The organism is Streptomyces sp. AC512_CC834 (genome assembly GCF_019049325.1).
Lineage (GTDB): Bacteria > Actinomycetota > Actinomycetes > Streptomycetales > Streptomycetaceae > Streptomyces.
Window position 1 is genome coordinate 322,978 of the sequence record NZ_JAGMUO010000065.1, and the last position, 12,201, is coordinate 335,178.

Annotated in this window: 10 protein-coding genes; 9 read left to right on the forward strand and 1 reads right to left on the reverse strand. The window is 72.0% G+C overall.

The annotated features are described in order from the left end of the window. The first annotated feature begins 23 nt into the window (after positions 1-23). Complete coding sequence (locus tag KUM40_RS23615) at positions 24-1,616, forward strand: beta-N-acetylhexosaminidase (RefSeq protein ID WP_217168093.1); 1,593 nt, start codon at positions 24-26, stop codon at positions 1,614-1,616. Next, positions 1,613-3,043: a cellulose binding domain-containing protein gene (locus KUM40_RS23620; RefSeq protein ID WP_217168094.1), complete on the forward strand. Its 1,431-nt coding sequence runs from the start codon at positions 1,613-1,615 to the stop codon at positions 3,041-3,043. The genes KUM40_RS23615 and KUM40_RS23620 overlap by 4 nt, the downstream gene beginning before the upstream one ends. A gap of 27 nt (positions 3,044-3,070) precedes the next feature. On the opposite strand, the gene KUM40_RS23625 is transcribed toward KUM40_RS23620, so the two are convergent. Next, the gene (locus KUM40_RS23625) at positions 3,071-3,292 is read right to left on the reverse strand and encodes a hypothetical protein (protein ID WP_217168095.1); all 222 of its coding nucleotides are present in this window, start codon (positions 3,290-3,292) and stop codon (positions 3,071-3,073) included. Between the two features lie 372 nt (positions 3,293-3,664). Between KUM40_RS23625 and KUM40_RS23630 the strand changes: the two genes are divergently transcribed. The 7 genes from KUM40_RS23630 to KUM40_RS23660 all read left to right on the forward strand — a co-directional run bounded on the left by KUM40_RS23630 (position 3,665) and on the right by KUM40_RS23660 (position 12,179). After that, positions 3,665-4,492, forward strand: a complete 828-nt coding sequence (locus KUM40_RS23630; RefSeq protein ID WP_217168096.1) for an endo alpha-1,4 polygalactosaminidase — start codon at positions 3,665-3,667, stop codon at positions 4,490-4,492. Between the two features lie 34 nt (positions 4,493-4,526). Continuing rightward, positions 4,527-5,855, forward strand: a complete 1,329-nt coding sequence (locus tag KUM40_RS23635; protein ID WP_217168097.1) for an ABC transporter substrate-binding protein — start codon at positions 4,527-4,529, stop codon at positions 5,853-5,855. Between the two features lie 14 nt (positions 5,856-5,869). Then, a complete protein-coding gene (locus tag KUM40_RS23640; protein ID WP_217168098.1) occupies positions 5,870-6,820 on the forward strand; it encodes a carbohydrate ABC transporter permease in 951 nt (316 codons plus the stop codon). Then, positions 6,817-7,716: a carbohydrate ABC transporter permease gene (locus KUM40_RS23645; protein ID WP_217168099.1), complete on the forward strand. Its 900-nt coding sequence runs from the start codon at positions 6,817-6,819 to the stop codon at positions 7,714-7,716. Before KUM40_RS23640 ends, KUM40_RS23645 begins: the two co-directional genes overlap by 4 nt. Before the next feature lie 133 nt (positions 7,717-7,849). Next, positions 7,850-9,175: an alpha-glucosidase/alpha-galactosidase gene (locus KUM40_RS23650; protein WP_217168100.1), complete on the forward strand. Its 1,326-nt coding sequence runs from the start codon at positions 7,850-7,852 to the stop codon at positions 9,173-9,175. 293 nt (positions 9,176-9,468) lie between these two features. Beyond that, complete coding sequence (locus tag KUM40_RS23655; protein ID WP_217168101.1) at positions 9,469-10,587, forward strand: M23 family metallopeptidase; 1,119 nt, start codon at positions 9,469-9,471, stop codon at positions 10,585-10,587. A 65-nt stretch (positions 10,588-10,652) separates the two neighbouring features. Beyond that, positions 10,653-12,179 carry a CYTH and CHAD domain-containing protein gene (locus KUM40_RS23660; RefSeq protein ID WP_217168102.1) on the forward strand — a complete coding sequence of 509 codons (1,527 nt, stop codon included), beginning with the start codon at positions 10,653-10,655 and terminating at the stop codon, positions 12,177-12,179. Positions 12,180-12,201: the final 22 nt, after the last annotated feature.

The following is a 12,201-nucleotide window of genomic DNA, read 5'->3' on the forward strand; positions in this document are numbered from 1 at the left end:
CCGCCGACCACCGGAGCCGTCCCGTGGACCTGCCACGCCCCGAACTGGCCCTCGTCCCCCGCCCCCGCCGCCTCTCCACCCGTTCCGGGCGTTTCCGCCTCGACGGCACGACCCGGCTGCGGGTCACCCCGGGGGCCGGTCCGGCCGCGGCCCTGCTGCGCACCCTCCTCGCCCCGGCCACCGGACTGCGCCTGGACTCCGCCGCCGACGGTGCCTTCGTGCTCGCCCTCGACCCCGCCCTGACCGGCCTCGGCGACGAGGGCTACGGCCTGACCGTGAGCGCCCGGGGTGTCCTGCTGCGCGCCGCCCGGCCGGCCGGACTCCTGCGCGGCGTGCAGACGGTGCGGCAACTCCTGCCCTACGACGCCCTGTCGCAGCGGCCGGTGCGCGGGGTGCCGTGGGACCTGCCGGCCGTGGAGATCACCGACGTCCCCCGGCACGCCTGGCGCGGTTCCATGCTCGACGTGGCCCGGCACTTCCAGCCGGTGTCCTACCTGCGGCGCTACGTCGACCTGCTGGCGCTGCACAAGCTGAACGTCTTCCACCTCCATCTCACCGACGACCAGGGCTGGCGGATGCCCGTGGCCGCACACCCGCGGCTCACCGAGGTCGGTGGCCGGCGCGCGGAGTCGATGGTGGGTCCCGCCGGCAGCGACCGGTTCGACGGCGTGCCGCACGCGGGCTCCTACACCCGGGCGGAACTGCGGGACCTGGTCGCCTACGCGGCGAAGCGCGGGGTGAGTGTGCTGCCGGAGACCGGTGTTCCCGGGCATGTCCGCGCCGCCCTGGCCGCCCACCCCGAACTGGGCACCGTTCCCACCCGCCGCCTGGACGTGTGGACGCACTGGGGCGTGTGCGAGAACGTCCTTGGCACCGGCGAGCACGTCCTGGACTTCTTCCGCACCGTCCTGGACGAGGTGATGGACGTCTTCCCCTCGCCGTACGTCCACCTCGGCGGCGACGAGGTCCCCACCACGGAGTGGGAGCTGAGCCCGGCGGCGCGCGACCGCGCCGCCCGTGAGGGGCTGACGGGGCCCCGCGCGCTGCACCCCTGGTTCATCGCCCGCCTGGCCGAGCATCTCGTGCGCGCGGGCCGCCGGCCGGTCGTATGGGCCGAGAGCGGTGTCACCCTCCCCCTGGACTGCACGGTGATGAGCTGGCGCGAACCGGCGCACGCCCGGGCGGCGGCACTGCGCGGGCACCATGTCGTCCACGCCGACCACCGCGCGACCTACTTCGACTACGCGCGCGGCCACGGCCCCGAGGAGCCACCCGCCCAGCCCGGCGGGATCGTCGACCTGCGCGCGGTGTACGACGTGGATCTCGCGTCGCCGGTGCCGGACCCGGAGGTCGCGTCCCGGGTGCTCGGCGCCCAGGGCCAGTTGTGGACGGAGTTCGTGCCGACCCCCGGGCACATCGAGTACCTCACCTATCCCAGGCTGTGCGCGCTCGCCGACCGGGTCTGGGACGGCACGTCGGGCTGGCCGGACTTCACCGCCCGCCTGGCGGGGCACCGGGCCCGCCTCGACGCCCTGAACGTCCCGCACGCCCACGCACCACGACCCCCCACCGACGCCTCCGCGCTGACGGAGGCCTGCCGAAAGGATCCCGGATGAGAAACCGAACCACCGCCGGCCGCGCCCGCCTGGCGCTCGCCCTGGCGGTTCTGCTGGGCGGGGGCGCCCTGACCGCGCTCCCCGCCCAGGCCGCCCCCGCGGCCGACGGACTCACCGTCCAGTACCGCACCAGCGCGAGCGGAGCCACCGCGGGCCAGACGGAGCCCTGGCTCAAGGTCCGCAACACCGGCTCGTCCACGGTGCGGCTGAGCCAGGTGAAGATCCGCTACTACTTCAAGGCGGACTCACCGACCGCCTCCTACCGCTTCGCCTGCTCCTGGGCGGTGCGCGGCTGTGCCGGCATCACCGGCACGTTCGGCACCCTGGGCAACCCCACCTCGACGGCCGACCGCTACCTGGAGATCGGCTTCACGTCGGCGGCCGGCACCCTGGCGCCGGGCGCGGACACCGGTGACATGCAGTTGCGCTTCTACCGGGCCAACTGGCAGACGCTGCGGCAGAGCGACGACTACTCCTTCAACGGCGTGCAGACGTCGTACGCGAACTGGGACAAGGTCACCGCCCAGCTCGCCGGCGCCACCGTCTGGGGAGCGGCTCCCGAGGGCAACGACCCCACGGACCCGACCGATCCGACCGACCCGACGGACCCGCCCGGCGGGGGGCAGACCCTGTTCGACGACTTCGACTACACCTCGTACACCGACCCCGCGATCTCCGCGCACGGCTGGAGTGTGCGCTCCAACTCCGGTGGGCCCGGTGTCCCCGGCGCCACCTGGGACCCGTCGAAGGTCACCTTCGTCTCCGCCGGCGGCAACTCGGTGATGAACCTGGAGACCTCCACGGCCGGCACCGGCGCGTCCACCACGCAGACCGAGGTCCTGACCAAGTCCATGAAGTTCAAGGACGGCACCTACGCGGCTCGCGTCAAGTTCGCCGACGCCCCCGAGTCGGGACCCGACGGGGACCACCTGGTGCAGACCTTTTTCACCATCAACGACCTCAAGGCCCCGATGGCCGACGACTACGCCGAGTACGACTTCGAGTACCTGCCGAACGGAGGCTGGGGCGAGCCGTCGAACATCCTGTACACGACCTCATGGGAGACCTACGACCCCGATCCCTGGCAGGCCGTCAACCAGCACTCGGAGGCACGCAGCAGCTACGCGGGCTGGCACGACCTGGTGGTCACCATCGACGGCAGCGCCATCACGTACTACGTCGACGGGCAGCGGTTCGGCACTCATGACGCGCGGTACCTGCCCGAGCGGCCGATGTCGATCAACTTCAACCAGTGGCTGATCGACCTGAACGGCCAGACGTCGACGACCCCGCGCGCCTACGACCAGCAGGTCGACTACGTCCTGCACGTCAAGGACCAGGTGCTCACCCCGGCCGAGGTCGCCGCGAAGGTCGCCGGGTACCGCGACGCCGGTACCGGGTTCGTGGACGAGGTGCCCGCTCCCTGACCTCTGCCCTCATCCCGGCGGGGACGGTCAGAACAGCCGCTCCTGAGCGGGTGAGGGCCGTCCCCGCCCCCTGCGGCGCGAGGCGCCCGGGGCGGGGGCCGCCTCCCCGAACAGGGGCGCGGTGCCGTACTCGTCGGGCTCGGCGGGGACGGTGGCGGGCCCGGTGCACACGTTGAGGACCAGCGGAGCGTCACGGTCGAAGTCGCCGGGTGTCATCGCCACCCACTCACGGTCCTGCCGCTCTCCCACGCACCGACACCTTTCTCGCGCCGCCCGCCGCGACCACGCGACGCTACCAGCCCCCGCGGCAGCCCGGTGATCACGGCTCCCGCCCGGCTCGCTCCCCTCGTTCCCGGGCAGGCCACGAGCGACGCTTCATGATTGTTTCTGCGCCAAACAAGCCGTCTTCAATCATGTTCGTGCATCAACTGCCTCGTTTCGAACTCTTGACAGGGGCAGGATCCGGTCGATTTACTCCCGATCAACGCCGATGTCGTGTGATCGGCGGCAGAGGTACGCCCAGCCGGTAGCTGGCTTCGCGCCAGGAGCCCGGACTGAGTCGCCAGGACCGCCACGCGCGTCCGAGGCGGGGACGTGCCCACCACCCCCGGAGCTCGAACCATGAGCCGTATCCAGGTGCACACCCCCAAGAAGCCCGTGCTGGCCGGCGTATGCGCCACCGCCGTCCTCGTCACCGCCGCCGCGCTCGTCCCGGGCAGCACCCCGGCCGAGGCGGCCACCCCGGCCCCGCCCCCCGCCCACGCGGACTTCGACTACCAGATCGGCGGCGCCTACACCCCGCCCGCCGGAGTGCGGGTGGTCAGCCGCGACCACACGGCCTCTCCCGCGGCGGGCCTGTACAACATCTGCTACGTCAACGCCTTCCAGGCGCAGCCCGGCGCGGAGGACGACTGGGACGACGACCTGCTGCTGCGCGACGCGAACGGTGACGTCGTATACGACACCGACTGGGGCGAGGCCTTCCTCGACATCCGCACCGCCGACAAGCGCGAGCGCATCGCCGAGAAGGTCGGCACGTGGATCGACGGCTGCGCGGACAAGGGCTTCCAGGCCGTCGAACCGGACAACTACGACAGCTACACCCGTGCGGGCGATCTGCTGGACGCCGCCGACGCCCAGGGCCTGATCAAGCTGCTGGCCGAGCGCGCGCACTCCGACGGACTGGCCATCGGCCAGAAGAACACCGTCGAGCTGGCCGCGAACCGCGAGGAGAACGGTCTGGACTTCGCGGTCGCCGAGGAGTGCGGCGAGTGGGACGAGTGCGGCGACTACACGGCCGAGTTCGGCGACAACGTGATCGTCATCGAGTACACCGCCAAGGGCCTGTCGAAGGCGTGCTCGGGGTTCGGCGACACGCTGAGCGTCGTCCGGCGCGACCTGGACGTGTCCCCGAAGGGCAGCAGCGGCTACGTCCGTGAGACCTGCTGACACCCGACGGCCAGTCCAGTCCTTGGAGGTACAGATGAATGCGGTCCGACGTGCCGCCGCTCCCTCACGCAGGGGCGTGCTGCGGGCCGGCGGGGGTGCCGCGCTCGCGGCGGTCGCGGGCACCGCGGTGACCGGCTGCGGGGCCGGTGCCGATGACGGCGTCGGGCCCGACGGCACGGTCACCGTCGAGATGTGGCACGGCCAGGCGGACACGGCGAAGAAGGCCCTGGAAGGGCTCGTCGCCGACTTCGAGCGGGCACATCCGAAGATCAGGGTGAAACTCGGCGGCGGAGTGCTGTCGGACGTGATGCTGCAGAAGGTGACGGCGGCCCTCGCCGCCGGCTCCTACCCCGACATCGCGTACATCTTCGGGTCGGACCTGGCCCGGGTGGCTCGCAGCCCGCAGGTCGTCGACCTCACCGACATGGTCGCCGACGGTCCCGTTCCGTGGAAGAACTACTGGGCCGCGGCGCGCGACGCCGTCACGCTCAACGACAGGGTCAGGGCCGCCCCCGCGGTGCTCGACTCGCTCGCCGTCGTCTGCAACAAGAAGCTGTTCCGCGAGGCCGGTCTGCCGCTGCCGAAGGCCGGCTGGACCTGGCAGGACTTCGTGTCCTGCGCGCGGACGCTCACCGAGTCGGGCCGGGGACGGTTCGGCACGGGCTGGCCCGGCACCGGCGACGAGGACACCGTGTGGCGCCTGTGGCCGCTGATCTGGGACCTGGGCGGCGACGTCGTCGACGACAGCGGCAAGGGCATCGGCTTCGCCGACACCGGCGCCCGAGCGCTGGAGGTGGTGGCCGACCTGGCCCGGGACGAGAGCGTCTACATCGATCCCAAGCCCGGCAGCGAGCAGATGTACCAGGTGTTCCAGTCCGGCCGGATGGGCATGGTGGTCACCGGGCCGTGGCAGCTCCCCGACATCGAGACCGCCGGGGTCGACTACCACGTCACTCCCCTGCCCTCCTTCAGCGGACGCCCGGTCACCATCTCGGGGCCAGACACCTGGACGGTGTTCGACAACGGCGAGGCACGGTCCGGGGCCGCCCGTACCTTCCTGAGCTGGCTGGCCCGGCCCGAACAGGACGTGCGCTGGGACATCGAGGCCGGCAGCCTCCCGCTCAGCCGCCGCACCGAGGCGCTGCCCGAGTGGCAGGACAAGGTCGCCGGCACCGAGGGCCTGAACGTGTTCACCACCGCGCTGGAGACGGCACGCGTGCGCCCCGTCCACGCGGCGTACCCGGAGGTCTCGCAGGCGCTGGGGCAGGCGATCGTCGCCGTGCTCCTGGGGCGCAGTACTCCCGAGAAGGCGTTGCGTGCCTGCGCCGACGACGCCAATGCCGCCCTGCTCATACCGCGTTGAGGAGCCACACCGCCATGCCGCGCCTCCCCCGCCCCATCACCGTCGAGGGTCCGCCACCGGATCCACGGCCACTTCGCCGCAAGCGCCGGCGCGAGACCACCGCCGCCTGGGCGTTCGTCTCACCGGCGGTCCTGATCGTCCTCGGTCTGAGCATCGTCCCGGTCGTCTGGTCGCTGCTGCTGTCCTTCCAGGCCAGTGACCTCGTGACGCCCAGCCGCTGGGTCGGCCTGGACAACTACCGCGCCCTCGCCCAGGATCCCAACTTCAGCCAGGCGGTCCGCAACACGCTGCTCTACACGGTCCTGTACGTGCCGTTGAGCCTGCTGTTCGGCCTGGCCCTCGCCCTGGTGCTGAACCGGCGCATCCGCCTGGTCGGCCTCTACCGCACCCTGATCTTCGTGCCGTTCGTGCTGTCGGCGACCGCGCAGGGCGTGCTGTTCTCCTTCATTCTCGACCCGGAGTTCGGCGCCGCCAACTCGGTGCTGCACCACCTCGGCGTCTCCTCGCAGGGCTTCCTGTCCGATCCCTCCCAGGCGCTGCTGGTCCTGGTGGCGATCACCCTGTGGAGCGGCACCGGTTTCTGTGTCGTCGTCTACCTCGCCGCCCTCCAGGACGTGCCGCAGTCCCTGATCGAGGCGGCCCGTCTCGACGGCGCCGGCCGCCGGCACCTGCTGCGCCACGTCACCCTGCCCACGCTCACGCCGGTCACCGTCTTCCTCGTGCTGTGGCAGGCCATCCAGTCCCTCCAGGTCTTCGACCTCGTGTACGTCACGACCAAGGGAGGTCCGCTCGGTTCGACCACGGTGATCGTCTACTTCATCTGGGAGAAGGCCTTCAAGGACGCCACCGCCGGATACGGGGCCTCGGCCGCCTACGTCCTGGCCGTCGCCCTCGGTCTGGTCGCGGGGGCCGTCCGCATCGTCCGGCGTCGGGGACGCCACCGTCTCGAAGGGGCCCGATCATGACGGCGACCTCCACCCCGCCCGACACCGCCGGCACCGCCCGTGCTCTCGTGAAGGCGCCCGCCGCCGGCGCACGGCGCGGTCCGCGGCTCCCGTTCAGTCCCTGGCACCTGCTGCTCGCGCCGCTCGCCCTCGTGTTCGCCGTGCCGCTGGTCTGGCTGGTGCTCAGTTCGGTGATGAGCAACGCGGAGATCAACCGGTTCCCGCCGGCCCTGTGGCCGTCCGGCATCGACCTCGGCGGCTACCGCTATGTGCTGGGCAACGCGATGTTCCCGCGCTGGTTCGTCAACTCGCTGATCGTCTCCGCCGTCACCGTCACCGCGAACCTCGTCTTCGGCTCGCTCGCCGGGTACGCCTTCGCGCGGATGCGGTTCGCGGGCTCGCGGGTGCTGATGGGGCTGATGCTGGCCACCATGGCGGTGCCGTTCCAGCTCACCATGATCCCGACGTTCCTGGTGATGAAGAAGCTCGGGCTCATCGACACCCTGGGCGCGCTGATCGTGCCGTCCCTGGTCACGCCGTTCGCGGTGTTCCTGCTGCGGCAGTTCTTCCTCTCCCTGCCCCGGGAGCTGGAGGAGGCCGCCTGGATCGACGGCTGTTCACGGCTGCGGGTGCTGTGGCGCATCGTGCTGCCGCTGTCCCGGCCGGCGCTGAGCACGGTGGCCGTGCTGACCTTCCTGACCACGTGGAACGACCTGACCTGGCCGCTGATCGCCATCAACCACGACACGCAGTACACGCTGCAACTGGGCCTGACCACGTTCCAGGGGCAGCACCACACCCAGTGGGCCGCGGTGATGGCCGGCAACGTCATCACCGTGCTTCCGGTGCTGCTCGCCTTCCTCGGTGCGCAGAAGACCTTCATCCAGTCGATCACCTCGAGCGGGCTCAAGGGCTGACCGCCGCGCCCGCCCCGGCCGCCACTTCAGGCAAGGCCATGCCGGACACCTTCGAACTCGCCGCTGTGCGCGGCGCCCTGTCCACCTGGGACGAAACGTTCACCCAGGTCACCCGCAACGGAAAGAACCCCGCATGAGCACCGCCCACCCGACCGCGCCCAAGATCACCTTTGTCGGAGCCGGCAGCGTCGTCTTCACCCAGGGCCTGCTCGCCGACCTCTTCGCGTTCGACGAGCTGAAGTCCGCGCACATCGCGCTGCACGACATCGACGCCGAACGCCTGGCCACCGCGAAGGCGGCCGCCGAGTACATCGCCGCCGAACGCGGCGCCCGCCCGCGGGTCACCGCGCACGCCGACCGCCGGGAGGCGCTCGTCGGCGCCGACTTCGTCATCAACATCGTGCAGGTCGGCATGGGCGAGGCGACCCGCACCGACTTCGAGGTACCGGCCCGCTACGGACTGCGCCAGACCATCGGCGACACCCTCGGCGTCGGCGGCGTCTTCCGCGCGCTGCGCACCTTCCCGCTGCTCAAGGCGCTCGGGCAGGACATCGCCGAGGCCTGCCCGGACGCCTGGCTGCTCAACTACACCAACCCGATGGCGATGAACGTCCAGTACCTCGCCGAGGCGACCGGCCTGACGCGGGTGGTGGGACTGTGCCACTCCGTCTACTGGACGGTCCAGGGCCTGTGCGAGCTGCTCGAGGTCCCCTACGAGGAGGTCGTCTACCAGGCCGCGGGCGTCAACCACCAGGCGTGGGTGCTGCGCCTGGAGCACGAGGGCAAGGACCTCCACCCACGCCTCGACGCCCTGATCGCCGAGGACGCCCAACTGCGCCGCCGGGTCCGCATGGACATGTACCGGCGGCTGGGGCACTACCCGACGGAGACCAGCGAGCACTCCTCCGAGTACGTCCCCTGGTACCTGCACCACGACAGCGAGATCGACCGGCTGCGGCTGCCCGTCGGCGCCTATCTGGGCATCGTGGACGAGAACGTGGCCGAGTACGAGCGCACCCGCGACGCGCTGGCGTGCGGTGCGCCGCTCACCGTCGAGGGCACCATGGAGTACGCGCCGCAGATCATCCACAGCGTCGTGACCGGCACGCCCCGCACGGTCTACGGCAATGTACCCAACCACGGTCTGATCGAGAACCTCCCCGACCGGGGCACCGTCGAAGTGCCGTGCCTGGTCGACTCCTCGGGCATCCAGCCCACCCGCGTCGGCGCGCTGCCCCCGCAGTTGGCCGCCCTCAACCGGGCCTACCTGAGCACCACCGACCTGGTGGTGCGGGCGGCGACGGAGGACGACCCGCGGCACATCAGGCACGCCGCGATGGCCGACCCGGCGACGGCGGCGACCCTGCGGGTCGAGGAGATCTGGCAGTTGTGCGACGACATGGTCCGCGCCCACGGGGACCGGCTGCAACCGGGGCTGCGGAGCGTACTCGCCCTCTGAGCCGGCGGACCGGATCGCGCGCTGGTGCGGCCCCGCGTACGGGGGAGAACGCGGGGCCGCACCAGCAAGCTATCGGAGTAATCGGCCGCCTGCCAGACCCGGTCGCCTCCCGACTGCCACGGACCTTCGCCCGGGACCTCGATCAGGGACCTGATCCGGTGCCTGATCCGGGGCGCGGCCGGGCCGCCCGGGCTGCCCGTTCGGGCATCTCCTTGTGCCTCGGGGACTCCTGACGCCCTCGGAGGGCGGCGATACCGTCCCCTCGTGAGCATCACGTCCCGGCGAGCGCCCAGGTGAACGACGAACAGCTGACCGTGGCGGAGCCGGCCGACGAGTCGGACGAGCAGCGGCCGGTCCAACCGGAACAGCCCCGGAAGCGAAAGCGGCGCGGGCCCGGCCCCGTCACGCTTCTGCTGCTGCCCGCCCTGGTGACGGTCACCGGCGTGGCCGCGTTCCTCGCGCTGGGCGGACTGCCGAATCCCTGGCCCGACGACTCCGACGCCGACCCGTCCACCTCGGTCGACATCGACCCCTCGTACGTCCCGTGGCTGCGCAAGGCGGCCTCGGCCTGCGCCGTTGTGGAGCCGTCCGTGCTCGCCGCCCAGATCGACCAGCTCTCGGGCTGGAGCGACGACTCGGACGCGCTCTCGGGCCAGAAGGGCATCGCCGGGTTCACCGACGGCGAGTGGCGGAGCTGGGGCAAGGACGACGACGGCAACGGGCACTCCTCGCCCCACGATCCGGCGGACGCCATCATGGCGCTCGGCCGGCGGGACTGCTCCCTGGCTGGGAAGATGACCGAACTGCGCACCGAGGGCAGGATCAACGGCGACCTCGTGGAACTGACCCTCGCCGCGTACGCCGCGGGAGAGGACGCCGTGACGAAGGCGGGGCGGGTTCCCGCGCAGGCGAAGACGTACCTCGACGAGGTCCAGGCACTGATCCCGCGCTACTTGGCACTCGACCGCGACGACTCCGGCGGCGGCGCGGGCGGGGCGGCGGGCGCCCTCCTGACCGCGCCGGTGAGCCCGCTCACCATCACCTCGCCCTTCGGGTCGCGCGAGCACCCGCTGACCGGTGTGACCAAGCTGCACACGGGCGTGGACTTCGCCGCGCCCCAGGGTGCGCAGGTCGTGGCGGCACGAAAGGGCCGCGTCGTCTTCGCGGCGCTCACCAGCGCGTACGGCAACCGCATCGTGATCGACCACGGAACCATCCAGGGCAAGGGGGTGCAGACGACCTACAGTCACCTGTCCGCGCTGGAGGCGGCCGTGGGACAGACCGTGGAAGCCGGCACGCCGATCGGACGGGTCGGCTCCACCGGCCTGTCCACCGGCCCCCACCTGCACTTCGAAGTGATCCTCGACGGGTACTACACCGATCCGCGCCCCTGGGTCGTCGCCGGCGGTTAGACACCCGCGACAGTGGCACGCGTGAAAAGGGGTTTGATCCGGCGGATCGGGTCGAAGGACACAACATGACCCAGTCGAAGCGCGAGACAGAGCGAAAGTACGAGCCGCCCTCCGGCGGCGTCGCCGGGCTGCCGGACCTCACCGGCGTCGGGCCCGTCTCCTCGGTCACCACGGCCCAGCCGGTGGAGCTGGACGCGGTGTACCACGACACCGTGGATCTGCGGCTCGCCGGGTCCTCGGCCACGTTGCGCCGCCGTACGGGCGGTCCGGACGCGGGCTGGCACCTGAAGCTGCCGCTCGCCGGGGACACCCGGGAGGAGGTGTGGGCGCCGCTGTCGGACGAGGTGCCCGAGGCGCTGCGCGAGCTGGTCCTGTCGCGAACCCGGGGCGCCGAGCTGCGTCCGGTCGTACGGATCCGGTCCGTCCGGGCCGTGCGAGAGCTGCGCGACGCCGAGGGCGGGGTGCTCGCCGAGCTGAGCCTCGACGAGGTGCGGGCGGAGTCGACGGCGGCCGGCGGCGGCCGTGCCGAGTGGGGTGAGCTGGAGGTCGAACTCGCCGACGGCGTCCACGCCGGGCTGCTGGACCTGGTCGAGAGGAAGCTCCGCAAGAAGGGGATCGTCCGTGCCGACAGCCCGTCCAAGCTCGCGCGGGCGCTGCGGGACACCGGATCGGCGGCCGAGCGGTCACGGCCTTCGGGGGTGGTCCCCGGGTCCCCCGGCTCGTACGTGCTCGCGTACCTGCGGGAGCAGGTCGGGATCCTGGTGGCGTTGGACCCGGCGGTCCGCCGTGACCTGCCCGACGGGGTGCATCAGATGCGTGTCACGTGCCGTCGGCTGCGCAGTTGTCTGCGCTCGTACCGGTCGGTGCTGGACCGACGGGTGACCGATCCGGTGCGGGCGGAACTCCAGTGGCTGGCGGGTGAGCTGGGGGTGGCGCGCGACCAGGAGGTGCTGCGGGAGCGCATCGGGACCGCGCTGGACGAACTGCCCGGTGATCTGGTGCTGGGACCTGTCGCCGCCCGGCTGCGGGTGTGGGAAGTCTCCCGGGGCGGCGACGTGCGGTCCCGGACGCGGGAGGCCCTGGACACGCCGCGTTATCTGCGTCTCCTGGACGCGCTGGACTCCCTGGTCCGGCGGCCGCCCCTGCGCGCCAGGGCCGCGGGGAAGCCGGCCCGGACGATGGCCCGGGCGGTGCTCAAGGAGTACGACCGTCTCGCCGGGCGCATGGACCACGCGCTCGCGCGGCCGGCCGGCCGGTCGCGCGAGACGGAGCTGCACGAGGCGCGCAAGGCGGCCAAGAAGCTCCGCTACGCGGCCGAGGTCGCACGTCCCGCGCTGGGCAAGCCCGTCGCCCGGCTCGGCAAGCGGGCCAAGGCGGTGCAGCAGCTGCTCGGCGAGCACCAGGACGCCGTGGTCGCCCAGGACACTCTGCGGGGGCTGGCGGTGGCCGCCCACGGGGCGGGAGAGTCCGCGTTCACGTGGGGACTGCTGCACGGCCGGGAACGGGCCGGGGCCGACGCTCGCCAACGGGAGCTGCCCGCGGTGTGGCGTGCGGCGTCGGATCCCGCGCTGCGTGCGCCGCTGAGGCACTGATGCGAGCCGGGGCCGAGCCGGG